The following is a 24,195-nucleotide window of genomic DNA, read 5'->3' on the forward strand; positions in this document are numbered from 1 at the left end:
CTGATAGCTGATAGCTGATAGCTTTAACACTTATCTATCAAAGCTTAAAAAACCTGCTTGCTTAATTATCCATCTAAGCGTAAAATGCGCGCTCATTTCGGCTTTTACACTATTAATTCCTTGCCTTAAACCGACCGGCCGAAACGGTAGAAGGCTCTATTAACCGTAAGGAATATCCATGCGTCATTACGAAATCGTATTCATGGTTCACCCTGATCAGAGTGAGCAAGTATCTGGTATGATCGAACGTTATACTGGTTCTATCACTGAAGCTGGTGGTACTATCCACCGTCTTGAAGACTGGGGCCGTCGTCAACTGGCTTACCCAATCAACAAGCTTCACAAAGCTCATTATGTTCTTATGAACGTTGAAGCACCTACTGAAGTAATCAGCGAGCTAGAAACTACTTTCCGCTACAACGATGCAGTGCTTCGTAACTTAGTTATGCGTACTAAAAATGCAGTAACTGAAGCGTCTCCTCTTGCAAGAGAAGAGAAGAAAGAAGCACCAGCTGCTTAATTGTTTTGAGTCCTAGCATGGCACGTAGTCAGCAGTTAGTGTAATGGTTAGCCCATATATGAATCAGCTGGTTATATCGGGGGTTGTTTGTAAAACACCCAAGTTTAGCCAAAGCCCTGCAGGCATACCGCATTGTATTTTTGTTGTAGAACATAAATCGATGCAAACCGAAGCAGATCTTAACCGTAATAGTTACGTTAGGCTTCAGGTTGTTGCCAGTGGTAAGCAAATGCAACAACAGACTCAACATTTGCACGTTGGGCAGGCATTGCAAGTGAGTGGTTTTTTAAATCGCCACGAAGGTCGTAACGGCCTTAGCCAATTGATTTTGCATGCTCAGCATATAGAAAGAATTATTTGAGGAATTAATCTCATGGCACGTTATTTCAGACGTCGTAAGTTCTGCCGCTTTAAAGCGGAAGGCGTACAACAAATCGATTACAAAGATCTAGCTACTCTTAGAAACTATGTTACAGAAAGTGGCAAAATCGTACCTAGCCGTATTACAGGTACTAGCGCTAAATACCAGCGCCAGCTAGCAACTGCTATTAAGCGTGCTCGCTACTTAGCCCTTCTTCCATACACTGACTTACATAAGTAAGCAGCGGATTAACAGTTTTTAAAAGGTGTAGAAACATGCAAGTTATTCTACTAGATAAGATCGCTAACCTAGGTGGCCTAGGTGACCAGGTTGTTGTTAAATCTGGCTTCGCACGTAACTTCCTTTTCCCGCAAGGTAAGGCAGTTCCTGCAACTAAAGCAAACATTGAAACGTTTGATGCTCGTCGCGCAGACTTAGAAGCGAAAATCGCTGAACAGTTAACTGCAGCACAAGCACGCGCTGACAAACTAGAAGCATTAGCAGAAGTTACTTTAGTATCTAAAGCTGGTGACGAAGGTAAGCTATTCGGTTCAATCGGTACTCGTGACATCGCTGACGCTATCTCAGCTGTTGGTGTTGAAGTTGCTAAATCAGAAGTTCGTTTACCTCACGGTACTATCCGTGAAACTGGCGAATTCGACGTTGCAATCGCAGTACACTCAGACGTAACAGCTACTATTAAAGTAATCGTTATTGCTGAAGCTTAATTTTTAATTAAGCCCAAAAAGCCGTGCTTTTAGCGCGGCTTTTTTGTATCTAAAATTCCTCTTTAATACCCATCTAATAGCTCTATATAAAATTATTTAACTATTTTTATTATTAGTTTAAACCTTTCTTGTCTGTCTTTGCGTCTTAGTAATCAATACACTCATTAATACACGTTTTTAAATAAAAATAATTAAAAGGCGACATCACGGATGTTACACACAAAACCCGAGCACACGCCCCTATGCGACCTTGCACTCATTGAGCGTGTTAAAGCGGGGGATCAAAATGCCTATAAGGCATTATATGAGCTGCATATAAAGCGTGTTTACGGTTTATGTTTGCGCTTATTGGCCGATGAAGCGCACGCTGAAGATGCTGCCCAAGAGGTGTTTGTGCAGGTGTGGCATAAAATAGCGCAGTTTGACGGGCGCTCACAATTTTCTACTTGGCTATACAGCGTAGCAAGCAACATTGCGATTAGTTATGTACGCAAGCATAAAAGCTGGTTAAACAAAGTAGTGAGCATAGAACAAAGCGGTATGGATGAGCAAAGCGCGCAAAGTTGTAAAGGATTAAACGGGTTAGATAAATTAATTGTTCGCCTACCAGAGCGCGCCCGCATGGTGTTTGTTTTATATGCCATTGAAGGCTACCGCCACGAAGAAATAGCCCAGCAATTGGGAATGGCAGTGGGGTCGAGTAAGTCGCAATATCATCGTGCAAGGCAGTTATTACAAGAGTGGTACGAGTATGAGTAAACAAAATTTTGATGACTACTTAAACGAGTCTTTAAACAATTTAAATAAAGACATAGCGCCCAATAAAGCACTTTGGCAGGGCATTGAGCACGCCATAGTTACAGCTAAGCCACCTGCTGTTAAAGCGCCATTATGGCCTAAATTGAGCGCTATTGCTGCGTGCAGTGCAGCGGCGTTATTAGCAATAAATATATTTATGAGCAATAACGAGCCAAGCCAAGTGGCTGCTATGAGCGATTATTTTAAAGCGCAAAAGCAAAGTTTATTAGTGCAGTACAAAAACCTGGATGCACTTACTAATAACTGGCAAGCACAGTTACAAGAGCTTGAAGAAGCAGAGCAAGCAATTAAACAGGCACTTGAAAGCGAGCCACAAAATCAGGCATTACTGACCATGTTGGCGCAAGTTTACCAGCAACAACTCGACTTAATTAACAAGGTGCATGCACCGCGTTGGCAGCAAATATAGGGGAATAACATGAAAGCAATTTTACTTGGGCTAAGCCTATTACCACTGAGCGTTTTAGCGGGCGAAAAAATAGATAAGCAAATAGAGGTGCCAAACGGCGGCACTATTTTTATTGAAAACCAACGCGGCGATGTAAACATAACCGGCTGGGATAAAAACGAATTTAAAGTCTCAGGCGAGCTTGATGACAAGGCCGAAGGATTTGAGCTTAAAACGACAGGCGATAAAACCGAATTTATAGTAAAAATGCCACGCAATTTGGGATGGGGTAACAATGGAGATGGCTCTAACTTAACAGTATTTATGCCAAAAAGCAGTCGCTTAGAATTTGCTGGTGTAAATGTGTCAGTGACTGCAAAAACACTTAAAAAAGGCGCTGAGGTTGATGTTGTTAATGGTGAAATTACGGTAAATGACATTAGCGGCACTGTTAAATTAAGCACCGTAAATGGCGATGTAAACGCACAGAACTTAAGCGGCAATATTCAATTTGAAACCGTAAACGGTGAAATTAACGATAGGCAATCAAGTGGCGAGCTGCGTTTTAGTGCCGTAAATGGCGATATTAAATCAAGCACAACCGCAAACGACGTACGATTAGAAAACGTAAATGGCGATATCGATTTTACATTATCGAGCATAAAAAGCTTACGTATTAATACTGTAAACGGCGAAGCTGAAATACACATCAGTGAGTTGCTAAAAGGGGCTGATGTTCGCTATGAGTCGGTAAGTGGTGATGCTGATTTTTACTTCCCGCAAAGCGTGTCGGCTCAGTTTGAGATTAAAGCGCACGCCAACGGTAAAATTATTAATAAAGTTACCAACGATAAAGTGACTAAAGCTAAATATGGCCCTTCTAGTGATTTAGAGTTTAGTGCCAATGGTGGCAGCGCAAGTGTTGAAATGGATACTATAAGCGGGCGAATTGAGCTGCGAACTAAATAACGCTAATTAGCGTTGATGATTACAAAAAGCAGGAAAAGATTTCCTGCTTTGCTATTTGCACAGCCCCGCCAAGTCGATAGAATAGAGCCATTCAATTTTAGTACTGTGAAGTTATGGCCAAACCAGATAAGCAAGTCGATACCCTTAAAGTTCCTCCCCATTCAATAGAAGCTGAACAATCTGTTTTAGGTGGCTTAATGCTTGATAACCAAGCTTTTGACCGCGTAGCTGAGCTGGTTGTTGCGCAGGACTTTTATACCCGCACCCATAAGCTTATTTTTGAAGCCATGACCGCGCTTGCTGAAGTGGGCGATCCGATAGATTTAATCACAATTTCAGAAAGTCTTGAAAAAAATAACCAACTAGCAGGCATTGGTGGTTTTGCTTACTTAGCTGAAATAGCTAAAAACACCCCAAGTGCTGCGAATATCGATGCATACGCCAATATTGTGCGTGAGCGCGCGGTAGTACGCGAAATGATTGGCGTAGCTAATGAAATAGCCGAAGCTGGTTTTAACCCAGAAGGGCGCACCAGCCACGACTTATTAGACTTTGCCGAGAGTAAAGTATTTAAAATTGCTGAGCAACGTACAAAAAGTACCGAAGGCCCGCAAAGCATTCATAACATTCTTGAAAAAACCGTCGATAAAATCGAAGAGCTATACCAGTCGCCGCAAGACGGTGTAACCGGTGTAAGCACTGGGTATGCTGATTTAGATAAAATGACAGCAGGTATGCAGCCTTCTGATTTAATTATTGTTGCAGCACGTCCTTCAATGGGTAAAACCACCTTTGCGATGAACCTTGCTGAGCACGCCGCAATGACGCAAGACAAGCCTGTGCTTATTTACTCATTAGAGATGCCCTCTGAACAAATTATGATGAGGATGTTGGCATCACTTGGTCGTATTAACCAAACTAAGGTACGTACTGGCCAGCTAGATGATGACGATTGGGCACGCCTTTCATCAACTATGGGGCTGTTGATGGAAAAAGGCAAAATGTATGTTGATGATGCATCGGGGCTTACACCTACCGATGTGCGTTCACGTGCAAGACGTATAGCGCGCGACCACGGTGGTATTAGTATGATCATGGTCGATTACCTTCAGTTAATGCGCGTACCTAGTTTATCAGATAATCGTACTTTAGAGATTGCCGAAATATCGCGTTCATTAAAAGCGCTCGCTAAAGAGTTACAGTGCCCGGTTATTGCGCTTTCGCAGCTAAACCGTACGCTAGAGCAACGTGCCGATAAACGCCCAATTAACTCAGATTTACGTGAGTCGGGTTCGATAGAGCAAGATGCCGATTTAATCATGTTTATATATCGTGATGAAGTGTACAACGAAGACAGCACTGAAAAAGGCATCGCCGAAATTATCATAGGTAAACAGCGTAACGGCCCAATTGGTAAAGTGCGCTTAACCTTCCAAGGGCAATTTTCTCGCTTTGATAATTACGCGGGGCCAGCAGTTGATGATGAATACTAATGCGCCTAGCCACTGCCGAAATTAACCTAACCGCCCTTGCGCATAACTTATCGCAGGTAAAACGTTTTGCGCCAAATAGCAAAATAATGGCGGTATTAAAAGCCAATGCGTATGGGCATGGTTTAGTAAAAATTGCCCAGCACTTAAATAGTGCTGATGCATTTGCTGTTGCCCGAATTGATGAAGCCCTCGCACTGCGCGCCGGTGGTTTAACAAAGCCAATAGTACTGCTTGAAGGTTTTTTTAATAAAGCCGACTTACCTATTTTATTGGCTAATAATTTTCAAACTATTGTGCACGACGAAAACCAGCTTGCAGCAATAGAAAATACCACCTTAGATGCGCCAATTACTTGCTGGCTAAAAATAAACACCGGCATGCACCGATTAGGCATAGCACCGGAGCAGTTTGACGCATTTTATAGCCGCTTGCAGCGCACACCCAATGCTAAAAGCACCATTAATTTGATGACCCATTTTTCGTGTGCCGATGATACGCACAATACTAAAACGGCACAGCAAATTAGCTTATTTGATACGCTTGTAAAGGGCATAGACCAAGCACATTGTTTATCAAACTCGGCCGGTATTATAGCTTGGCCAGCAGGACACGGTGATTGGATACGCCCAGGACTTATGCTTTATGGGGTGTCGCCAATGGCAAACTGCACAGGGCAAGAACACAATTTAAAGCCGGTCATGCGTTTAACCACAAAGGTGATTGCAGTGCGTGATGTTGCCGCCCATGAGCGAGTAGGGTACGGAGGCCGTTGGCAAAGTGATAAACCAACCCAATTAGCCGTAGTGGCTATGGGTTATGGCGATGGCTATCCGCGTCATGCCAAAGAAGGCACACCGGTTATGATTGCAGGGCAGCGTTACGGTATTGTAGGCAGTGTGTCTATGGATATGATAAGCATTGATATAGGCGAAAACGAGCACAATGTTAAAGTAGGCGACAGCGTTACAATGTGGGGGCCGGAGCTTCCGGTTGAAGAAATAGCCCACTGCGCCGATACTATCCCTTACGAATTACTGTGTAATATTACACCGCGCGTAAGTTACGAGTACCAGCGATAGTTAATAAGTGATATTTATTCTTTAATAAAGTAAATATCACTAAAGCCCATACGGGCAAATTCTTGGTCACGAAAGTTACGTACAGCCGAAGAGCCTTTTGAGGTCACTTCTATTTGGCGTACCATGTTTAAGTAGTTGGTTAAATCAATACCTTCGGCAGCGGCAATAGCTTGATACATGTCGTGGTATTTGTCTTTTGCGAAGTTAATTTCGCGCGGTTGGTTTTTAAATGTATAGGTTATTCTGCGTGCCATAATAAGCTCAGCTAATTGAGTGTGAGTGTAATTTTACACTGTATTGAACTGGCATTGAACGATTTGTTGAAATCAAATAATTAAAAGTAGAGTTTAAAATGAAATTATCAGTAGAGATCAGTAAATACCCACTTCATCAAGATTACATTCCGTTTATTAAGGGCTTTATTGACCGTTTGAACGAATACGACAACTTAAAAGTGATCACCAATACGCTTTCTACGCAAATTTTTGGCGATTACGATTTAGTAATGCAAGTGCTAAACACCGAAATTAAACGCTCGTACGAAGAGTTTGGTAAGGCTATTTTTGTTTGTAAGTTTTTATCTGGCGATTTATCTCCAGAGTAATCGCCTTTATTTAACGTGTATTAAAAACGGTAACCACACACATGGATTTTTTAACACAAACCTTAAGTGGTTTTACAGCAATGTCGCATTGGGAATATATTGCGGTAGGGTTGTCTATTGCTTATTTATTACTGGCAATAAAAGAAAGCCTATGGTGCTGGCCTGCCGCTTTTTTTAGCACGCTTATTTACACCATAATGTACTGGAATGGCGCGCTGCTTATGGAGTCGCTACTCAATTTTTATTACATGTACATGGCTGTATTTGGTTGGATGGTATGGCGCAAAGGCAAAGCAGATAATATTAGTATTACCTCATGGTCTACACAACGCCACGCCATTCTTATAGGCGCTACGAGCTTAGCGGCCATTATTATTGGCTATGTAATGCAAAACTACACCCACGCCGATTTTGCCTACCTAGATAGCTTTACAACCTGTTTTGCGGTGGTAACTACGTATTTAGTTGCTAAAAAAGTACTCGAAAACTGGCTGTATTGGATTGTTATTGATGCGGCCTCTATGTATTTGTATTACGAAAAAGGCTATTACCCAACGCTCGCGCTATTTATTTTTTACACTATTATGGCCGCGTGGGGATTTAAAACCTGGTACGAAGAGTACGAGCAAAGCCAAGCTAAGCCATTAGCGCAATTATAACGCATGTACCGTAATCCAAATATTGCCGCGTTATGTCGTGAGTTTGTGGCACCTGAGCACGTGCTACAAACCACTAAATTAGTGAATGGTTTAAGTAACGACAATTACCTAATAAAAACTGCACAGCAAGACTACTTATTAAAATGCTACAAATCGCATTGGCCTAAAATAGGGCTACAAGCCCAAACTGCACTTAGCCAGCATAACGTTTGCCCTAAACCCATTTGGCTCGATAAGGCTAACAGGCGAGCTGCATTTCGCTATATTTGTGGTGATATTGCTACTAATAATTACAGTATTGACCTAGTTGAGAAGTTGGCACGCGTTCATAGTTACCCTCTAGCTACACAGCCAATGGATATTGCAAAAGAGCTTGCGTATTACGCTACTAGCAATATATATCAACAGCACAGCCGCTTAATTGAAGATACGCTAAGCGCCATTAGTGACATGCCCTACAACAGTGGCTTTTGTCATAACGATTTAGTTAAAGATAACCTAATAGTAAATTCAAGTGGCATGTATTTAATTGACTTTGAATATGCGCAATCAAACGACGTGTATTTTGATTTAGCGGCACTTGCGGTTAGCTTAGAGCTAAATGCGCACGCAGAGCACACTTTGCTTGAGCAATACAGTGTCCAGCAAGCAATACCCAGTGAGTTTTATTGCGCTTATGACAAGCTACGTTACTTTAAAGTGGTGTTTTTGGTGTTGTGTATAGGGTGGTATGAGCAGCGCGACATAAATAATAAGGCAAGCACATTACGCGCGCAGCTAAATAAGTTATTAAACGAGATAAAAGATTAAAGCCCGCCAAAACGCGCGGCAAGCTCTTTGTACTTTGCTACTTCGTCAGCATCAAATTGGGGTTCACCGTTTTCATCTTCAGACTTGGCAATAAGCAAGCTCTCACGAGCAAGGCGTTTTACCCGCTCGGCTTTTACACCTAAAAACTCAGCCACTTGCTCAGTCGACATTAAACTCATAATTACATCCTCTATATAATCCGTAAGCATTCAGAACATGTTGCCAAACGGTTACTATTTTTTTATCGAATACCAATAAATAGCTTGTTTTTGGCAAGTTGTGAAGTGTTTTATCAAAAACAGTTTGATTTATAGGCATATAACTCAATGATGCTGGTATTTATTTAAAGATCTCTTTATTATTGCCAGTGCTAAAGCATTGATATCGCGAGTTAGTGTTTTGGCAACAAATGTGCTCTTGTGGTGAAATGGATATCACGTGGCCCTCCGGAGGCTAAGTTCTAGGTTCGATTCCTAGCAAGAGCGCCATTTGCTTTTTATTGTTTTCCTGTTTACGTCTACCTTCATTTTAGTAGTCCTTTATGGTTATATGGTATTACCCTCAACTCAAAAAGTAGACTTTTAGGGTTAAATAATGCTATTTAGTAGGCATATTTAATTGTAGAAAACGCTTCTGCCATGCTCATCGCGTTACCCATTTCAGAGCTCACTCCAGGTATGTTTGTTGACAGTGTTACCAAACAGCATGAAGGGCTCAACAGTATAAAAATAAAAACCAGTGGCTTAGTGCGAAACCAGGCAATTATAAAACGCTTAGTAACCGAAGGCGTTTTAGAGCTGCTTATCGACTTTACCAAAGGCGATGCCGCCATACCCGATAAGTACAAACCTAAGAGTGCGCCGCCACAAAAGAGCACCACTTCAAGCAGTAAAACAAAACCACCCGCTGTAAAACCTGCGATTACCCTTGAGCAAGAATTTGCCAAAGCCAGCATTAACTTTGAGCAGCATAATCGCAAGCTGCAAGCTTTGTATGGCGATGTAACCACAGGGCTATCGGTTAATTTAAAGGTGATTGATGAAATGGCTAACGATATAGTCAGCTCGGTATTTAGAAATACCAGCGCAATGACCATTTTAACCCGCATAAAAGACAAACATAGCTACAATTGGCGCCACATGATTAACTGCGCTATTTTCACCGCCGTATTTGCTAAATATTTAGGATACAAAGAAGAAGCCGTGCAGCAGCTTGCTATGGGCGCGTTACTTCACGACTTAGGGCAAGCTAAACTCCCGCAGGGGATTATTTCTAGGCCAAGTAAACTCACTAGCAGCGAAATGGATATTATTAAACGGCATGTGGCTCAAGGTTTAGGTTTGGTTAAAGGTGAAAAAGGCATTACCCCCCTTATACTCGACATGATAGTTAACCATCATGAGCGATTAGATGGCTCAGGCTATCCGCGTGGTATTACAGCTGAGAAGCTTAGTCGCCCAGCGCGCATAATGGCGATTGTTGATGTGTACGATGCGCTAACAGCCGATAGGCCCCATCAAGAAGGGGATGAACCCATTAATGCGCTGCGTTATTTGTTGGCTAACAAAGAGCTATTTGATGCAGAGCTAGTACAGCACTTTATTAAATGTTTAGGTGTGCACCCAGTAGGCACTATTGTTAAATTAACTAATGAGCGATTAGCTCTCGTGCTCGAGGGCAATAAATCAAATCCCATCAAGCCTAAAGTTAAGCTATTTTATAATGCTAAACACGGGCACCACGTCACCCCTAAAGACTTAGACTTAAATGAGCCTGATCAAAGTATTAAAATAGTGTCGAGTATCAAGCCACTCGACTATCAAATTAATTTGGCTCGTTTGTTAAAAGAGCACTTGTTGAATTAGCTTTTTTACAGCGTTTAAGTTTTTCGCGTTTAGCAGAAATATAAGCGCCTAAAAAACAACTCGCCATTAACGTTAGCCATAATAATGTTCCTTGCTGTACATGCAGTGCAATACAGCAAAAAGCTAACGACACTAATGCATTTAGCATGGCTCCTAACCAGTAATGGTTTACGGGGTTATCGCATTGGCCGGCTTGTGTGCAGGCACAATAGTTTGCTTTATAAAAACAAAACACACTGGTGCCACAAAAAATGAGCCCTGCAATAATAAGTAAAATGATCACCTATTTGCTTCCTTTGTGATTTTGTAATGAGTTTAAAATGCAGGGAATTACAAGTCAATCTAAATGATAATTAATTACAATTAGAGTATAAGCTCTAATAACACATTTCTGCTCCGATGAGTTTTAAATAGTTGTTAAAATGTAGTTAAAAAACGTGTTTTTTGGTGTTTTTTGTCGCTTTGTTACAGTTTTTTATAAAAAATTAAGGTAGTGTAGCCAAGTTTAAAATCCTAATAACAACACATAGATACCCAAACGCTTGTTTGGTTAAGGACACAACAATGAAATTTTCTAAAACTCTTATTGCAGCTTCGCTTGCATTTGTTTCGGCTGATAGTTTTGCAGCCGCGTTTCAATTAGCAGAGCAAAACGCGTCAGGTTTAGGCCGTGCATACGCAGGTGAAGCATCTATCGCAGATGATGCGTCTGTTGTTGCTCGCAACCCTGCATTAATGACTTTATTTAAAGATAAGCAACTTAGTGTTGCTGCTATTGGTGTAATTCCAGATGTGAGCTTAGAAGGAACGCAAACCAATAACGGTATTGATCCAAGTGCCCTAGATGATGACAGCATAGCACCAAGCGCAGTAGTACCTGCCGCTTACTTTACTATGCCGTATAACGATAAAGTATCACTAGGTTTTGGCGCGTTTTCTAACTTTGGTTTATCTACAGAGTTTAACGATGAGTACGTAGCGGGCCAAATTGCAGGCGAGACAGAAATTTTCACCGTTAACCTTAATGCAAGCGTTGCTTATAAAGTAACTGAGCAATTTAGCTTTGGTATTGGCTTAAACTACATTTATGCAGATGCAACCGTAATCCGTAAAGTAGGCGCTAATACAAGTGGCTTTGATTTTGGTGCTGATGCAGTAAACCTTCAAGGTGACGACACTGGCCTAGGTTTAAACGTTGGTTTAATGTACCAACTAGACGAAAATAGCCGTTTTGGTTTTAACTACCGCAGCGAAACAGACATCACATTTGAAGGTGATTTCTCAAATGACTTACCAGTAGCTGTAGGCGGCACTGGTGGTGCACAACTACCGGGTTCTGTAGAGCTAACGTTACCAGCTATTGCTGAGTTTTCTGGTTCTCACCAGTTAGATGAAAAACTTGGCTTACACTACAGCGTATTATGGACAGGTTGGAGCAGCTTTGAGTCACTAGAAGCACAAGTAACTGCACCAACAGGCGATAAGTTTGTTGCTTTTGAAAAACAAGAGCAGTTTGACGATGCGTTTCGTTACTCTATCGGCACAGATTACCAATACAACGAAGACTTATTACTTCGTGCAGGTGTAGCGTTTGATGAGTCGCCAGTATCGCAAACTCACCTGTCTATCTCTATTCCTGATACAGACCGCTTTTGGTTCTCGTTTGGTGGTAACTACACTATCGACACGCAATCAAATGTTGATTTAGGTGTAAGTATTATTCGTGGTAAAACACAAACATTTACAGAAGCTGATGAGTCAGGCAGTGAGTGGGGCTTCGAGTCTAAAGGCCACGCTGTACTTGTTGGCGCTCAGTACAACTACAAGTTTTAATGTAGCTGTGCCTTGTGGTTAATCGCAGGGCACAAAAAAGCCGCTCACTTTAACAGTGAGCGGCTTTTTTAATGCCTGCTAAATTGCTTTAGCAGGCAACTAAAATTATAAGCTTTCTATTTTAGTTTTTTGCTCAAGTAGCTTGGTTTTAGCATCAGTGAATTCAGCGAGCTTCGCGTTTTCTTTTGCAAGTACGGCTTCTGGTGCGTTATTTACAAACTTTTCGTTAGCCAGCTTGTTTTGCACTTGGGCTAGGCCTTTTTCTGCTTTTTCGAGTTGCTTGTTAATACGTGCAAGCTCTGCTTCAACGTCAATTAAGCCCGCCATAGGGATCATAATTTCAAGGTTGCCAACATAGGATGTTGCACACGCTGGTGCATCGTCTTTGTTTTCAAGCAGTGTGAACGATTCAAGTTTAGCAAGCGAGGCAATAAATGACTCGTTCTCGTTAATACGGCGCACATCATCGCTTGACGCGTTAGCTAGCAACACGTTAAGTGGCTTACTTGGGCTAATGTCCATCTCACCACGAATAACACGAATTGCTAAAATAAACTGTTTAACCCACTCTAAGTCGTCCATAGCTTGGGCATCAACGTTTGCTTCATTATAAACAGGGAAGCCCTGTACCATGATGCTGGTGCCTTTAGTTTCAAGCCCTGCCAGTGGTGCAACGCGCTGCCAAATAGTTTCGGTAATGTATGGCATCATTGGGTGCATTAAGCGCAGTAGGCTTTCTAGTACCGTAATGAGTGTATTACGTGTACCACGTTGCTGTGCTTCATTGCCTTTAAATAATACCGGCTTAGTCAGCTCTAAGTACCAATCACAGAACTGGTTCCAAGTGAATTCGTAAAGTGTGTTAGCGGCTAAATCAAAGCGGTAGTTATCAAGGTGCTCAGTGTAGGTTTTAACCGTTGCTTCAAACTGACCTAATATCCAACGATCGGCTAATGAGAACTCTTTTTGTGCATCGTTGAAGCCACAATCTTGCTCTTCTGTGTTCATTAATACGTAACGGCTTGCGTTCCATAGTTTATTACAGAAGTTACGGTAACCTTCTAGGCGGTTCATATCCCAGTTGATATCACGACCGGTTGATGCCATTGCTGCAAGGGTAAAGCGAAGCGCATCGGTACCGTGTGCTTCAATACCATTTGCAAATACTTTGCGCGTGTCTTTTTCAATTTTAGCGGCAAGTTTAGGCTGCATCATGTTGCCAGTACGCTTTTGTACTAAATCTTCAAGCTCGATGCCGTCAATCATATCTAGTGGGTCAAGTACGTTACCTTTTGACTTAGACATTTTATCGCCGTTGTCATCACGTATTAGGCCAGTAACATACACTGTTTTAAACGGCACTTGTGGCTTACCATTTTCATCTTTTATAAAGTGCAGCGTCATCATGATCATACGCGCAACCCAGAAGAAAATAATATCAAAACCCGTTACTAACACGTCAGACGGGTGGAAGGTTTTTAAATCATCCGTGTTCTCTGGCCAACCTTGCGTTGAGAACGTCCACAGCGCAGATGAGAACCAGGTATCAAGTACGTCTTCGTCTTGGCTTAGCGCAACATCATCGGCAATGTTGTTGTCGCGGCGTACTTCAGCTTCATCGCGGCCAACGTAAACGTTGCCTTCGCTGTCGTACCAAGCTGGAATACGGTGACCCCACCAAAGCTGGCGTGAAATACACCAATCTTGTACGTCGTTCATCCACGAGAAGTACATGTTCTCGTACTGTTTAGGCACAAACTGAATGTCGCCATTTTTAACGGCATCTTTTGCAGGTTCTGCAAGTGGTGCAACACGTACATACCATTGGTCGGTAAGGAGTGGCTCAATGACTACACCAGAGCGGTCGCCGTAAGGTACAGTTAACGCATGGTCTTCGATTTTTTCGAGTAAACCAAGTTCTTCAAATTCTGCGATAATCGCTTTACGCGCAGCAAAACGGTCTAGGCCGTGTAAGCGCTCAGGAATTGGCGCATCAAACTCAAGTTCTTTACCGTCAAAGGTGTATGTTTCACCTTGGCTTAGAATAGCTGCGTTTTTATCGAAAATATTGATCATTGGCATTTTATGACGCTTGCCAACTTCGTTATCGTTAAAGTCGTGTGCAGGGGTGATTTTTACACAGCCCGTGCCTTTGTCTTTATCAGCGTGTTCATCTGCAACAATTGTGATACGACGATTTACGATAGGCAGTAAAATCTCTTTACCAATTAAATCTGTGTAGCGTTCGTCATCAGGGTTTACTGCAACACCTGAGTCACCTAGCATGGTTTCTGGACGTGTTGTTGCTACGACAATGTAGTCTTTGCCGTCTTGTGTTTTAACGCCATCAGCAAGAGGGTAGCGCAAATTCCACATGTGGCCTTGTTTGTCTTTGTTTTCAACTTCAAGGTCTGAAATAGCGGTGTGTAATTTTGGATCCCAGTTTACTAGGCGTTTACCGCGATAAATTAGGTTTTCTTTGTGAAGACGTACAAAGACTTCTTTAACCGCTTCAGATAAGCCATCGTCCATCGTAAAGCGTTCACGGTCCCAATCAACCGATGCGCCAAGACGGCGAAGCTGCTTAGTGATAGTACCGCCAGATTCGTTTTTCCATTCCCAAATTTTATTAATAAAATCTTCGCGGCCTAAATCGTGACGTGTTTTACCTTCTTCAGCGTGTAGTTTACGCTCAACCAACATTTGCGTTGCAATACCCGCGTGGTCAGTACCTACTTGCCATAATGTGTTGTTACCTTGCATACGCTTAAAACGCGTAAGGGTATCCATTATTGTATCTTGGAAGGCGTGGCCCATGTGCAAGCTACCGGTGACATTTGGCGGCGGGATCATGATCGAATACGGTACGCCTTGGCCAGATGGCTTAAAGTAGCCTTTTTGTTCCCAGTCTTGGTATAGCGACTGTTCAATATCTTGCGGATTGTAGGTTTTATCCATTACACAGAACCTTAAATAAGTACTTAAATTAGTTGGTTAGCTTTATCCTAAACGGCTAGCTATTAATCTCTTGCGTGCTGATATTGGCACCAAGTTGGCGCAGCTTTTTAAAGCGCTCACGAGCGGCTTGTTTAGCTACAGACTCTACTGGTACAAAATCAAAAACTTGGCTAAAACGCCTAATAAAATCAGGCAGGTTATTAGCTAAGTTAATTAAAACGTTACGTTTGCCAACAGGAGGCGTGGTGCCTATTTCTACTGGTGCGCCGGCTTTAGGGCCTTCGCCTTGCAGGTTATGCGGCACAAAACTGTCGGGATCAAATGCCCAAATGGTTTCGTCAATGGCATAGGCGGTGTGTTCGTTATCTACAAAAATAAATACACGATGCCCTAATCGATACTGCTCTGCGGCAATTTGAGCTGCTAAAGCAAAATGATCATCAGCCTGCGCATTAGATTCATCTTGTTGCTTTAGAACGAAAAATTGAGCATTCATGTTCATTGTATCGGGGTTTCCCATGACATTGAATGTGCACATAGTTGATACACATAAATTAAGAGGCAGATTTTGCCATATAACGGGGTTTGCTTCAATTAATACACAGATAATTACAGCAATAAAAAAGGCGCCAAATGGCGCCTTAATACAAGTTAAATAACCTAAGCTCTGGTTAAAATATTTTTGCCTATGGCAAATAAATTTAACGCTGTTAGCGCTAAAATACCTGCTGAGCGACTTTTCTAAATAAGGCTCAGGTTAATTAGGTTATTAGTCGTGCGTAGCTTCGCTTACACCCGCTCGGTTTAATAAATACTGAGTAAGCATAGGAACAGGGCGACCCGTTGCACCTTTTTTAGCGCCACTGCGCCACGCGGTACCGGCTACGTCTAAGTGAGCCCAGTTATACTTTTTAGTAAACTTAGATAAGAAACACGCTGCGGTAATAGTACCAGCAGAGCGCCCACCTAAGTTTGTAAAATCGGCAAATGGGCTATCGAGTTGATCTTGATAGTCATCCCACAGTGGTAACTGCCATGCACGGTCGCCACTTTGCTCAGACGCTTTTAATAAATCATGCGCAAGTGGGTTGTGGTTTGACAGTAAACCTGTTGCGTGTGCACCAAGGGCAACAATACATGCGCCTGTTAGTGTTGCTACGTCAATTACTGTTTCTGGGTCAAAACGCTCAACGTAAGTTAACGCATCACATAATACTAATCGGCCTTCAGCATCAGTATTAAGCACTTCTACGGTTTGCCCCGACATGGTTGTTAAAATATCGCCAGGGCGATACGCGTTAGAGCTTGGCATGTTTTCACAGCCGGCTAAAACGCCAATTACGTTAATAGGCAGCTGCATTTGTGCCAGTGCGCGCATAGCGCCAATTACACCGGCTGCGCCGCCCATGTCGTATTTCATTTCATCCATGGCTTCGCCTGGCTTAATTGAAATACCGCCTGAGTCAAACGTTAAACCTTTACCTACTAGCACAATAGGCGCTTGCTCATCGCTTGCACCTTTGTAGTTAATAACCGACATAACCGATTCGTTATCACTGCCGCGACCAACTGCTAAGTACGAGTTCATACCTAGTTCGGCCATTTTTTCTTCGCCAATAATATCAACGGTGATGTTGTCAAAATTGCTAGCCAGCTCTTGCGCTTGTTCGCCTAAATAAGCAGGGTTACAAATATTAGGTGGCATGTTGGCTACGTCTTTACATAGCTTACTACCTGCGGCAATGGCTAAGCCATGCTCAATAGCGCTTTCACCAATGGTCAGCTCGCGACGTGTTGGTACGTTAAACACAATTTTACGAAGTGGACGACGAGGGTCTACTTTTTTGCTTTTTAGCTGGTTAAATGTGTATAGGCAATCTTGTGTTGTTTCTACCGCTTGGCGAACCTTCCAGTAGGTATCACGACCTTTAACGTGTTGCTCTGTTAAAAAGCACACCGCTTCCATTGAGCCGGTTTCGTTTAAGGTATTAATTGTTTTAGAAATTATTTGCTTATATTGCTTATCATCAAGCTCGCGCTCTTTACCACAGCCAACAAGCAATACGCGCTCGCTTAAAACGTTAGGTACATGATGCAATAATAACACTTGCCCCGGCTTACCTTCTAGGTCGCCACGGCGTAGTAAATTTGAGATATAACCATCGCTGATTTTATCGAGTTGTTCACCAATGGGGGATAACCTACGTGGTTCGTAAACGCCAACGACAATACACGCGCTGCGTTGTTTTTCTGGGCTACCACTTTTTACGTTAAATTCCATTGTTACTCCTGGTTGTGAGTCATATACGTTATTAATTGGGGCTAAAAAAATAAAATCTAGTCTTCGCTACGTAACTTATGTAGAGATAATCTTAATTTTAGCTGATTTTTTCTGACTCTTTCTGTTTGATTGAACTTTATATGTTTAAGGGCTACTAATGCAACAATATATCGTGCACTTAGGTAGGATAATTAATTTTGTTAGCTTATAATAACGACTTATTTACCAGATAAAACTGGGTAAAATAGCTACTTTATTATCAAATTATCACTATTGTAGTGAAATTCTATGTTTAACAGGGGCGAGCATTGCTTATTTTTCGTTATTTGACCGCAGAGGTTTTAAAATCGCAGGTCGCCGTATTTTTAACTTTAATGACCATTTTTGTGTCACAAAAGTTTGTGGTTATTTTAGGAGATGCCTCTGAAGGGAGCATTCCTGCCAAGTTAGTATTATCGATGATTGCGCTTAAATTGCCGCAATTAGCTTCGCTGATCCTGCCATTGAGTATATTTTTGGGAATTATTTTAGCCTACAGCCGCATTTACGCCGACAGCGAAATGACCGTTCTTAAAGCCTGTGGGGTGAGTGAGTGGTATGTGGTACGCGTTACTTTAATTTCGAGTGTGGGTTTGGCTATATTAGCAGCCTCTCTCACCATGTACCTTGCGCCGTGGGCGAGTGAGCAAGAGTACCAATTAAAAGAGCAAGCCAAAGCCGATGCGGGTTTATCTGCGTTAAGGGCTGGGCGGTTTCAACAAACCGGTAATGAAAAAGCCGTGGTGTTTATTCATAACATTGAAAACGGCGGTAAAGAGCTTAACAAAGTATTTGTAGCGCAGCTGCCGGATACCGAAAAAGATGACCTTGCACGTTTAGTGTATGCCGAACAAGGCGTGGTGGTAGAGGCAATAAACGGTGAGCAACAATTAGTGCTAACTGATGGCAAACGCTACGAAACCGATGGCAAAACACCGGCGCTTAATTTAACGCAGTTTGATGGCTACAGCGTACAAATACGCGAGCAAGAAATAGAGCATCAGCGCCGTAAATTAGAAGCAATACCTACTAATCAACTATTGCCACTCAATACCTCTGAATCTATAGCCCAGTGGCAGTGGCGTATTGCAATACCGCTTTCTATTCCGTTACTAACGTTAATAGCAGTACCGCTAAGTGTGGTTAATCCTCGCCAAGGTAAATTTGCTAAATTAGTGCCAGCCATTAGCTTGTACTTAGGTTATTTTATCTTACTTAATGCTGCAAAATTTGCCGTAGAAGATGGCAAAATACCGCCTTCAATTGGTTTGTGGTGGATTCACTTAAGCGCTTTATTTATAGGTAGTTTATTAATTATAAAAGGTCGCCCATTGGGGGCCTGGCTTAAAGCCGTTGTAACAAAACGGGAGTTAAGCGCATGATGAAGACACTCGATTGGTACTTAGGCCGCAGCATTTTACAAACCACCGGATTTGCTTTGTTGGTGCTAGTAGGGATTAGTACATTAATTAAGTTTATTGATCAGCTAAAGTCGGTTGGTCGTGGCAGTTACGATTTAATGACCGCAACGCTTTACACCTTTTACAGTATGCCGGGCGATTTAGTTATATTCTTCCCGATGGCGGCGCTTATTGGTGGCTTAACAGGCTTAGGTGCACTGGCTTCAAACAGTGAGCTGGTGGTAATGCAAGCTGCGGGTATGTCGCGCTTGCAAATTATAGGCTCGGTAATGAAAACCGCCGTGTTTATGGCTGTGTGTATGATGGCTCTTGGTGAGTGGGGCGCACCAGAGGCGCAACAACACGCCAAAGAAATGCGTAATCAGGCAATTTATGGCGGCGATGTATTCAATGCACAAAAAGGCGTATGGGCTAAAGATGGCAACAACTTTATTAATATTGAAGATGTAGATCAAAACGGCCGTTTAAACGGTGTGCACATGTATCAATTTGATAAATCACTCGATTTAACTCAAATAACCAAAGCTAAAGTGGCCATTGGTCGTGATGAAGGTTGGCTATTACGCGATGTAAACAAGGTTCATATTAGTGATGAGCAAATAAGCAGTGAACACATTGATGAAGAGTTTTACCCTTCGCAATTAACGGGCGAAAAGCTTGGTGTTGTATCGGTAAAGCCTGAGTCGCTTTCCTTTACAGGGCTTTGGTCGTACTTAGGGTATTTACAGCAAAATGAGCAAGATACCAGCACCTATGAGCTGGCCTTGTGGCGTAAGCTAATGCAGCCTGTGTCTGTTGCCGTAATGCTACTGGTTGCACTGTCGTTTATATTTGGCCCGTTACGTACCGTTACCATGGGTGCGCGTATCATTATGGGTGTAGTAACGGGAATTGTATTTCACTTAATAAATGAGATATTTGGCCCTGTGGTAATGGTTTATCAAATACCCGCTATTATAGGCGCGGTACTGCCAAGTATACTATTTATAGGCTTTGCTACGTACATGATGAATAAGCGGGTATAGCCGTTATAAGCGCTTATTTAATACTAAAAAGGTGACCTATGGTCACCTTTTTAGTTTTTATAACGCGTTATTCAAAAACTAATACCAATCAGCTTAATTAAGTGATCAATTTTGAGGCTGGAAAAACATGTTGATAGCTAGGCATAAAAAATCGCTATTTAGTTGTTCTCGGCAATTGCTCCTGCATTGCTCTACCTTCTGCATCCATGTAGTCGTAAATAAGAATTTTTTACGCAGGTAGCGACAAGTTAGCCCGGCAAAATGATTAAGTATTATTGTGGGTTTGGTATAAATGGGTATTAATCTAGCTCGCGGTAAATACGTTTGTTTTCTTCTTTTGTAAGAGTAATTACCTCAGTTTTTGAGATATAGTCTTGCAGCGCTTTTTTGTTTTTAAAATCAATTAATACCACAAGGTTACCTAAGCCAAGCAGGGCACTTAGGCTGCGAACAATAGACTGCGGCCAACTAATTAAGCTTCCTTCATTAGTTTGTACTTTTAAACGCCATGCGCGCATGCCAATAGTTTGCCCGCTTTTAGTCCAAAAATAGCCAAAAAATACTAAAGTAACAATAACAAGTAAGGCACTTCGAATACTCGACAGCAGCAGTGACTCTTGAATAAGTGCCGATACATCTTCAGCACCATTTAAACTAATAACATCAAGTGAAATAAGCCCTTGTACGGCAAACAAATAGAGCACAACCGTTAACATAGCAAATGCAATAATAGCTAACGTATCATAAACTAACGACGCAAAACGACGCCAAAAACCAGCTCGTGGAAACTCACCCGACATAAATACACTCTCACTGTTAATATGCGCGCTAGTTTAGCAAAAAAGCTCACAAATACTAAGCGCTATAGTTCAGTGATATACCTTGGCGTTATTATTAGCTGTATTTAATACTTCAACCAGTAAACGACATTTTGCACAGGCTGTCTAAATGTTAAGCGGTTGATCAGGCTAATGTCATAAAACACTTGCTGCCACCCCTATTGTTTGTATAATGCTTGGCATAGAGACGAAGGCACATAAATAATCCTGAGCTCTAAAGTGGTTTTTCTTTATCTTCTCGTGTTTAGAAGGTTAAAGAAAAATGACGCCAGCGTGATGAAATTGGTATACATGGGGGATTCAAAATCCCCTGCCGAAAGGCGTGCCGGTTCGAGCCCGGCCGCTGGTACCACTTTTTATGACCCTAACCAAATTGGTTAGGGTTTTTTTATGTCTGAAATTAATTTTTATTTTTGTTTTATGTGTATTTGTTCTTAATTATCAGATAGTAAGTTACGGCATTTAGTTGTAGCCCAAGAAATGGGCATTAAATGGAAAAAAGGAAAAGTAATGAAAAAGGTAGTTGGTTTATTAGTTGCAACAATGGCGCTCTCTGGTTGTACTCACCGCATTGGAGATTTTACCGTTGCTTCAACAAAAAATATGAATCACACAAATAGTAATCATAGAGTTGATTACAACGAGCGAGTAACAGGAAAGGATGTTAAACATACAGTATTGATTTTCCCTACAGGCAGAAGCAATATGAAAGAAGCTATGGATAACGCCATTGAAAAAGCACCTGCAGCAGTTGGTCTTTCAAATGTAACAGTAAAAATTATTGATTGGTACATACCACTTATTTACGGACAAAGATATTACGAGATTGAAGGGAACCCAATTTACGAAGTAAAAGAAGAAAAGGCTAATTGATAGCTATATAAACTTTATATGCCATGATAATTTATCATGGCATTTTTATTTAAAGGGCAATAAATTTCGACTAATAAACCTTACTTATTCTCTAAAAACGCGATGAACTCTCCAGCCGATACATACCAAATATCATCTTTATTTGAGATTGTTTGAACGAGCTTTTCGGCGTAATCCCAGTTGTTATTTACTGTGTTTTTATCAAATTCCCACGAATGACCCCAAATCATCATTACAGTGAGCTTATTGCTTTTAAGCGCAATATATTGCTCTATTAATGGCATTGCTTTTGAGTGGTGAGCGGTTGGGTTCCATGCCATGTAGTTGGTAGGGAGCTCAAAATTAAGAGTGTCGTTTACTGTTCGGGCATTAGTAAAGCCCGCTTGCTTTACTAATTTCATAGCGGTTTTATCGTAAGAGCCTAAAGGGTATGCAAAAGAGTGTAAGGGGCTGCCTTTTATGGGCGATAAAATGTGCTTATCGCGGGCTAATTGTAATTTTAATTCTGCTGTATCTAAGCCCGCAAAGCCCGGATGTGAGTAACTGTGGCTTGCTATTTCATGGCCTTTATAAAGTGTTTTTACTTCACTTTGTTTTATATATTCGCCTGCTTTACCGGTAAAGGCTTTCATCCACGGTAGCTTTTTAGCAAATAAACCTGAGTTTAAGTTAAACGTACCAACAACCTGGTACTTATTAAGTAGTTCCACCAGCTTTTTGTCTTGTATAACGCCATCATCGTAGCTAAAAATAACAGCTTTAGTCGCGCCGTTAGGGTAGCTTTTTAAAGGTGCTTTACTGGCTGCACACGTAAAGCTTGCCGCCATTAATATAGCAATTAATAAACTCTTCATTTTAAGGTTTTCATTATTGGAGCAAGTTGTTTAGCCCAAAGGGCGTAGCCTGCCTGATTCAAATGGGTGCCATCGGTCGTGAGCGATTTTTTAAGCGTGCCATGAGGGCTTAAAAATGAGGGGTGTAAGTCTATATAGGTAAAATTTGCGTGCTCAATTGCTTTAATTTGTTGGTTAACTGTTTGCGCCATTTGCGTAACAAAATTGCGATGATCGGGCAAAATACTTTGTACATAAATTTGTGTATTTGGGAGTGAGTTATTGAGCTGAGTCACTATTTTTTCGATATTTTCACTCACCGACGCTAAGTTTTTAACTTGCTTTATATAATGGTAATTAAAAATATCGTTTACACCAATTTTTAAAAATATTGCTTTAGGCGGGGCTGCTTTTAATTCGTTTAAACGCGCTAAAACACCGTAGGTCATATCGCCACTAATACCGCGGTTTCTTACGCGTAGGTCGTTAAACCGTATGCTCCAATTTAGCCCTTGCTCTGTAATGCTATCGCCAATAAATACAATATCGCCTTTGCGTAAAGGTTGTAGCTTAAAATGGGCTATACGCTCAGCATAGTGGTTTTTTAGCCATTGCGATTGAAAAGGAATTGCCTTTTCGGCATTAGCTTTAAAGCTTATTAATACAGCACCTATAATTAATGTGCCAAGTAGAAAACTGATGTGTTGGAGTGTGTAATTACTTGGTTTATAACTCATAAAAACCTGCGCTTATAGACATACTAACTTAGCAATGTATCTATAAACGCCGGTTTTTGATACGTGTTGCATTCGTATTCAGACTTTGTTTTTAACCACCCTTTTTATTAAGCCTAAGAGTTTAGCAATCCCTAAAGTAAGTAGCATAGGTACGCCTATTAAAATAAGCTCTTTTACAAAGGGTAAGATGTACATCAAAATAGGGGCTATTTTCGGCTTTTCACCCTCAGCTGCACCGTGGGAGTATCCCTGTTGATTTATTTGTGCGGCCCAATCGGTAAGCTCTAAACTAACCAGTAAAAGGCTCACTAAAACAGATACAACTAACACAATGCTGGTGCGGGTTTTCCACTGTTGTTTTAGGTGCTTCATTATTTAGCCTCCTTGGCAAACATGCGTTTAGTAAGTTTTACTATCCAAGAAAAATTAAGCGCTAAATGCACACCTAGCATGGGCATAATAAAGGTGGCTGAATCGTGATGTATTTTCGACCAAAAGTCTTGAATGTTTAAACTAATATTAAGTGCGGGTAGTAGAGCTACCGACACTAAAAAGCCACTTACAAATACTAATAACATCATTATATAAACTAGGTAATCCCACACTATATTAAAGCGCTCGCGTGCTGTTATATTGGCAAATAAACGGCTAAAGCTGCGTGTTACCCAATCCCAGTGCAGTAGTAAGTGAATAACAAAAGGGATAATAAAAAATAGGCTAAACCATTCGTGTAAAGGGATACCAGTGGCTTGAGGTGCACTTACTAGCATAAAGCTAATAAGCAGTAAGGTGTCCATTACATAACGGAACTTTTGTAAGTTTTGTTTCCAATCAGACATTATTGACCCTGAAATAATTTATTTATAATACCAATCCGCATAATTAAGTGAACTATTTTGAGGATGGAAAAACGTGTTGATAGCAAGGCAAAAAATTCGCTATTTTGAACAACTAAATAGCGAATTTATTGCCTTGCTATCAACACGTTTATCCATCCTCAAAATAGATCACTTATTTATGCGGATTGTTATAAATGGACTTTTATTGAAGATGTTTGTGTT

28 protein-coding genes and 2 tRNA genes are annotated in these 24,195 nt (G+C 41.4%); 19 read left to right on the plus strand and 11 right to left on the minus strand.

The window, feature by feature from the left end; all coding sequences use genetic code 11:
- Nucleotides 1–178: 178 nt before the first annotated feature.
- The 9 genes from rpsF to alr all read left to right on the plus strand — a co-directional run bounded on the left by rpsF (nucleotide 179) and on the right by alr (nucleotide 6,357).
- Nucleotides 179–520 (plus strand): 30S ribosomal protein S6, encoded by a 342-nt coding sequence (gene rpsF, locus CWB60_RS19750; RefSeq protein ID WP_004588455.1) that lies wholly within the window; start codon nucleotides 179–181, stop codon nucleotides 518–520.
- 43 nt (nucleotides 521–563) lie between these two features.
- The gene (priB, locus tag CWB60_RS19755; RefSeq protein WP_138577653.1) at nucleotides 564–881 is read left to right on the plus strand and encodes a primosomal replication protein N; all 318 of its coding nucleotides are present in this window, start codon (nucleotides 564–566) and stop codon (nucleotides 879–881) included.
- A 12-nt stretch (nucleotides 882–893) separates the two neighbouring features.
- Nucleotides 894–1,121, plus strand: coding sequence for a 30S ribosomal protein S18 (gene rpsR, locus CWB60_RS19760; protein WP_002962753.1), 228 nt, complete (start codon nucleotides 894–896; stop codon nucleotides 1,119–1,121).
- A gap of 35 nt (nucleotides 1,122–1,156) precedes the next feature.
- Nucleotides 1,157–1,609, plus strand: a complete 453-nt coding sequence (gene rplI / locus CWB60_RS19765; RefSeq protein ID WP_004588457.1) for a 50S ribosomal protein L9 — start codon at nucleotides 1,157–1,159, stop codon at nucleotides 1,607–1,609.
- 210 nt (nucleotides 1,610–1,819) lie between these two features.
- Entirely contained in the window at nucleotides 1,820–2,368 is a 549-nt protein-coding gene (locus CWB60_RS19770) for an RNA polymerase sigma factor (protein WP_004588458.1), read from the plus strand.
- Nucleotides 2,361–2,837, plus strand: a complete 477-nt coding sequence (locus CWB60_RS19775) for a hypothetical protein (RefSeq protein ID WP_138577651.1) — start codon at nucleotides 2,361–2,363, stop codon at nucleotides 2,835–2,837. Before CWB60_RS19770 ends, CWB60_RS19775 begins: the two co-directional genes overlap by 8 nt.
- A 9-nt stretch (nucleotides 2,838–2,846) precedes the next feature.
- Nucleotides 2,847–3,785, plus strand: coding sequence for a DUF4097 family beta strand repeat-containing protein (locus CWB60_RS19780; RefSeq protein WP_138577649.1), 939 nt, complete (start codon nucleotides 2,847–2,849; stop codon nucleotides 3,783–3,785).
- 113 nt (nucleotides 3,786–3,898) lie between these two features.
- Nucleotides 3,899–5,278 (plus strand): replicative DNA helicase, encoded by a 1,380-nt coding sequence (gene dnaB, locus CWB60_RS19785; RefSeq protein ID WP_004588461.1) that lies wholly within the window; start codon nucleotides 3,899–3,901, stop codon nucleotides 5,276–5,278.
- Complete coding sequence (gene alr, locus CWB60_RS19790; protein WP_138577647.1) at nucleotides 5,278–6,357, plus strand: alanine racemase; 1,080 nt, start codon at nucleotides 5,278–5,280, stop codon at nucleotides 6,355–6,357. Before dnaB ends, alr begins: the two co-directional genes overlap by 1 nt.
- A gap of 14 nt (nucleotides 6,358–6,371) precedes the next feature.
- On the opposite strand, the gene CWB60_RS19795 is transcribed toward alr, so the two are convergent.
- Nucleotides 6,372–6,611: a DUF2960 domain-containing protein gene (locus tag CWB60_RS19795; RefSeq protein WP_138577645.1), complete on the minus strand. Its 240-nt coding sequence runs from the start codon at nucleotides 6,609–6,611 to the stop codon at nucleotides 6,372–6,374.
- A 98-nt stretch (nucleotides 6,612–6,709) separates the two neighbouring features.
- Between CWB60_RS19795 and CWB60_RS19800 the strand changes: the two genes are divergently transcribed.
- From CWB60_RS19800 to CWB60_RS19810, 3 genes are read left to right on the plus strand one after another with little or no spacing between them, the layout of a single operon-like run.
- Complete coding sequence (locus CWB60_RS19800; protein ID WP_004588464.1) at nucleotides 6,710–6,961, plus strand: hypothetical protein; 252 nt, start codon at nucleotides 6,710–6,712, stop codon at nucleotides 6,959–6,961.
- 41 nt (nucleotides 6,962–7,002) lie between these two features.
- Nucleotides 7,003–7,620: a nicotinamide riboside transporter PnuC gene (gene pnuC / locus CWB60_RS19805; protein ID WP_004588465.1), complete on the plus strand. Its 618-nt coding sequence runs from the start codon at nucleotides 7,003–7,005 to the stop codon at nucleotides 7,618–7,620.
- Between the two features lie 3 nt (nucleotides 7,621–7,623).
- Nucleotides 7,624–8,430 carry a phosphotransferase gene (locus tag CWB60_RS19810; protein ID WP_138577643.1) on the plus strand — a complete coding sequence of 269 codons (807 nt, stop codon included), beginning with the start codon at nucleotides 7,624–7,626 and terminating at the stop codon, nucleotides 8,428–8,430.
- Here CWB60_RS19810 and CWB60_RS19815 read toward each other — a convergent pair.
- Nucleotides 8,427–8,609: a hypothetical protein gene (locus CWB60_RS19815; RefSeq protein WP_024031630.1), complete on the minus strand. Its 183-nt coding sequence runs from the start codon at nucleotides 8,607–8,609 to the stop codon at nucleotides 8,427–8,429. The two genes, CWB60_RS19810 and CWB60_RS19815, sit on opposite strands and share 4 nt — an antisense overlap.
- Before the next feature lie 234 nt (nucleotides 8,610–8,843).
- On the opposite strand from CWB60_RS19815, the gene CWB60_RS19820 reads away from it, so the two are divergent.
- Nucleotides 8,844–8,918, plus strand: a tRNA-Arg gene (locus CWB60_RS19820).
- 150 nt (nucleotides 8,919–9,068) lie between these two features.
- The gene (locus tag CWB60_RS19825; RefSeq protein WP_029772471.1) at nucleotides 9,069–10,295 is read left to right on the plus strand and encodes a cyclic di-GMP phosphodiesterase; all 1,227 of its coding nucleotides are present in this window, start codon (nucleotides 9,069–9,071) and stop codon (nucleotides 10,293–10,295) included.
- Here the strand turns inward: CWB60_RS19825 and CWB60_RS19830 are convergent.
- Nucleotides 10,255–10,578 carry a hypothetical protein gene (locus tag CWB60_RS19830; RefSeq protein ID WP_138577641.1) on the minus strand — a complete coding sequence of 108 codons (324 nt, stop codon included), beginning with the start codon at nucleotides 10,576–10,578 and terminating at the stop codon, nucleotides 10,255–10,257. The genes CWB60_RS19825 and CWB60_RS19830 overlap by 41 nt on opposite strands.
- A gap of 281 nt (nucleotides 10,579–10,859) precedes the next feature.
- Between CWB60_RS19830 and CWB60_RS19835 the strand changes: the two genes are divergently transcribed.
- Entirely contained in the window at nucleotides 10,860–12,128 is a 1,269-nt protein-coding gene (locus CWB60_RS19835) for an outer membrane protein transport protein (protein ID WP_138577639.1), read from the plus strand.
- Nucleotides 12,129–12,233: 105 nt separating this feature from the next.
- Here CWB60_RS19835 and CWB60_RS19840 read toward each other — a convergent pair whose 3' ends face one another.
- The 3 genes from CWB60_RS19840 to pepA all read right to left on the minus strand — a co-directional run bounded on the left by CWB60_RS19840 (nucleotide 12,234) and on the right by pepA (nucleotide 17,367).
- Complete coding sequence (locus CWB60_RS19840; RefSeq protein ID WP_121637037.1) at nucleotides 12,234–15,086, minus strand: valine--tRNA ligase; 2,853 nt, start codon at nucleotides 15,084–15,086, stop codon at nucleotides 12,234–12,236.
- Between the two features lie 55 nt (nucleotides 15,087–15,141).
- The gene (locus CWB60_RS19845; RefSeq protein WP_138577637.1) at nucleotides 15,142–15,588 is read right to left on the minus strand and encodes a DNA polymerase III subunit chi; all 447 of its coding nucleotides are present in this window, start codon (nucleotides 15,586–15,588) and stop codon (nucleotides 15,142–15,144) included.
- A gap of 267 nt (nucleotides 15,589–15,855) precedes the next feature.
- Nucleotides 15,856–17,367 carry a leucyl aminopeptidase gene (gene pepA, locus CWB60_RS19850; protein ID WP_138577635.1) on the minus strand — a complete coding sequence of 504 codons (1,512 nt, stop codon included), beginning with the start codon at nucleotides 17,365–17,367 and terminating at the stop codon, nucleotides 15,856–15,858.
- Between the two features lie 308 nt (nucleotides 17,368–17,675).
- On the opposite strand from pepA, the gene lptF reads away from it, so the two are divergent.
- Both lptF and lptG read left to right on the plus strand, forming a co-directional pair.
- Nucleotides 17,676–18,788: an LPS export ABC transporter permease LptF gene (lptF, locus tag CWB60_RS19855; RefSeq protein ID WP_024031637.1), complete on the plus strand. Its 1,113-nt coding sequence runs from the start codon at nucleotides 17,676–17,678 to the stop codon at nucleotides 18,786–18,788.
- On the plus strand, nucleotides 18,785–19,852 hold the full coding sequence (gene lptG, locus CWB60_RS19860; RefSeq protein ID WP_031289389.1) for an LPS export ABC transporter permease LptG: 1,068 nt from the start codon (nucleotides 18,785–18,787) through the stop codon (nucleotides 19,850–19,852). The genes lptF and lptG overlap by 4 nt, the downstream gene beginning before the upstream one ends.
- 299 nt (nucleotides 19,853–20,151) lie before the next feature.
- Here lptG and CWB60_RS19865 read toward each other — a convergent pair whose 3' ends face one another.
- A complete protein-coding gene (locus CWB60_RS19865) occupies nucleotides 20,152–20,652 on the minus strand; it encodes an RDD family protein (protein WP_024031639.1) in 501 nt (166 codons plus the stop codon).
- A 306-nt stretch (nucleotides 20,653–20,958) separates the two neighbouring features.
- Between CWB60_RS19865 and CWB60_RS19870 the strand changes: the two genes are divergently transcribed.
- Nucleotides 20,959–21,043 (plus strand) — tRNA-Leu (locus tag CWB60_RS19870).
- 158 nt (nucleotides 21,044–21,201) lie between these two features.
- Nucleotides 21,202–21,564, plus strand: a complete 363-nt coding sequence (locus CWB60_RS19875) for a hypothetical protein (RefSeq protein WP_126006055.1) — start codon at nucleotides 21,202–21,204, stop codon at nucleotides 21,562–21,564.
- Nucleotides 21,565–21,644: 80 nt separating this feature from the next.
- On the opposite strand, the gene CWB60_RS19880 is transcribed toward CWB60_RS19875, so the two are convergent.
- The 4 genes from CWB60_RS19880 to CWB60_RS19895 form a co-directional block, all read right to left on the minus strand.
- Nucleotides 21,645–22,418 (minus strand): polysaccharide deacetylase family protein, encoded by a 774-nt coding sequence (locus CWB60_RS19880; protein WP_138577633.1) that lies wholly within the window; start codon nucleotides 22,416–22,418, stop codon nucleotides 21,645–21,647.
- On the minus strand, nucleotides 22,415–23,134 hold the full coding sequence (locus CWB60_RS19885) for a GDSL-type esterase/lipase family protein (RefSeq protein WP_138577631.1): 720 nt from the start codon (nucleotides 23,132–23,134) through the stop codon (nucleotides 22,415–22,417). The genes CWB60_RS19880 and CWB60_RS19885 overlap by 4 nt, the downstream gene beginning before the upstream one ends.
- A gap of 78 nt (nucleotides 23,135–23,212) precedes the next feature.
- Nucleotides 23,213–23,506 carry a hypothetical protein gene (locus tag CWB60_RS19890; protein WP_138577629.1) on the minus strand — a complete coding sequence of 98 codons (294 nt, stop codon included), beginning with the start codon at nucleotides 23,504–23,506 and terminating at the stop codon, nucleotides 23,213–23,215.
- A complete protein-coding gene (locus CWB60_RS19895) occupies nucleotides 23,506–23,973 on the minus strand; it encodes a DUF4405 domain-containing protein (RefSeq protein ID WP_138577627.1) in 468 nt (155 codons plus the stop codon). The genes CWB60_RS19890 and CWB60_RS19895 overlap by 1 nt, the downstream gene beginning before the upstream one ends.
- Between the last annotated feature and the right edge of the window lie 222 nt (nucleotides 23,974–24,195).

The organism is Pseudoalteromonas sp. S327 (assembly GCF_005886415.1).
In the GTDB taxonomy this organism is placed as follows: Bacteria; Pseudomonadota; Gammaproteobacteria; order Enterobacterales; family Alteromonadaceae; genus Pseudoalteromonas; species Pseudoalteromonas atlantica.

Coding starts and splice junctions, on each gene's coding strand:
- rpsF (WP_004588455.1), top strand. CDS start 179: ATGCGTCATTACGAAATCGTATTCATGGTTCACCCTGATCAGAGTGAG.
- priB (WP_138577653.1), top strand. CDS start 564: ATGGTTAGCCCATATATGAATCAGCTGGTTATATCGGGGGTTGTTTGT.
- rpsR (WP_002962753.1), top strand. CDS start 894: ATGGCACGTTATTTCAGACGTCGTAAGTTCTGCCGCTTTAAAGCGGAA.
- rplI (WP_004588457.1), top strand. CDS start 1,157: ATGCAAGTTATTCTACTAGATAAGATCGCTAACCTAGGTGGCCTAGGT.
- CWB60_RS19770 (WP_004588458.1), top strand. CDS start 1,820: ATGTTACACACAAAACCCGAGCACACGCCCCTATGCGACCTTGCACTC.
- CWB60_RS19775 (WP_138577651.1), top strand. CDS start 2,361: ATGAGTAAACAAAATTTTGATGACTACTTAAACGAGTCTTTAAACAAT.
- CWB60_RS19780 (WP_138577649.1), top strand. CDS start 2,847: ATGAAAGCAATTTTACTTGGGCTAAGCCTATTACCACTGAGCGTTTTA.
- dnaB (WP_004588461.1), top strand. CDS start 3,899: ATGGCCAAACCAGATAAGCAAGTCGATACCCTTAAAGTTCCTCCCCAT.
- alr (WP_138577647.1), top strand. CDS start 5,278: ATGCGCCTAGCCACTGCCGAAATTAACCTAACCGCCCTTGCGCATAAC.
- CWB60_RS19795 (WP_138577645.1), bottom strand. CDS start 6,611: ATGGCACGCAGAATAACCTATACATTTAAAAACCAACCGCGCGAAATT.
- CWB60_RS19800 (WP_004588464.1), top strand. CDS start 6,710: ATGAAATTATCAGTAGAGATCAGTAAATACCCACTTCATCAAGATTAC.
- pnuC (WP_004588465.1), top strand. CDS start 7,003: ATGGATTTTTTAACACAAACCTTAAGTGGTTTTACAGCAATGTCGCAT.
- CWB60_RS19810 (WP_138577643.1), top strand. CDS start 7,624: ATGTACCGTAATCCAAATATTGCCGCGTTATGTCGTGAGTTTGTGGCA.
- CWB60_RS19815 (WP_024031630.1), bottom strand. CDS start 8,609: ATGAGTTTAATGTCGACTGAGCAAGTGGCTGAGTTTTTAGGTGTAAAA.
- CWB60_RS19825 (WP_029772471.1), top strand. CDS start 9,069: ATGCTCATCGCGTTACCCATTTCAGAGCTCACTCCAGGTATGTTTGTT.
- CWB60_RS19835 (WP_138577639.1), top strand. CDS start 10,860: ATGAAATTTTCTAAAACTCTTATTGCAGCTTCGCTTGCATTTGTTTCG.
- CWB60_RS19840 (WP_121637037.1), bottom strand. CDS start 15,086: ATGGATAAAACCTACAATCCGCAAGATATTGAACAGTCGCTATACCAA.
- CWB60_RS19845 (WP_138577637.1), bottom strand. CDS start 15,588: ATGAACATGAATGCTCAATTTTTCGTTCTAAAGCAACAAGATGAATCT.
- pepA (WP_138577635.1), bottom strand. CDS start 17,367: ATGGAATTTAACGTAAAAAGTGGTAGCCCAGAAAAACAACGCAGCGCG.
- lptG (WP_031289389.1), top strand. CDS start 18,785: ATGATGAAGACACTCGATTGGTACTTAGGCCGCAGCATTTTACAAACC.
- CWB60_RS19865 (WP_024031639.1), bottom strand. CDS start 20,652: ATGTCGGGTGAGTTTCCACGAGCTGGTTTTTGGCGTCGTTTTGCGTCG.
- CWB60_RS19875 (WP_126006055.1), top strand. CDS start 21,202: ATGAAAAAGGTAGTTGGTTTATTAGTTGCAACAATGGCGCTCTCTGGT.
- CWB60_RS19880 (WP_138577633.1), bottom strand. CDS start 22,418: ATGAAGAGTTTATTAATTGCTATATTAATGGCGGCAAGCTTTACGTGT.
- CWB60_RS19885 (WP_138577631.1), bottom strand. CDS start 23,134: ATGAGTTATAAACCAAGTAATTACACACTCCAACACATCAGTTTTCTA.
- CWB60_RS19890 (WP_138577629.1), bottom strand. CDS start 23,506: ATGAAGCACCTAAAACAACAGTGGAAAACCCGCACCAGCATTGTGTTA.
- CWB60_RS19895 (WP_138577627.1), bottom strand. CDS start 23,973: ATGTCTGATTGGAAACAAAACTTACAAAAGTTCCGTTATGTAATGGAC.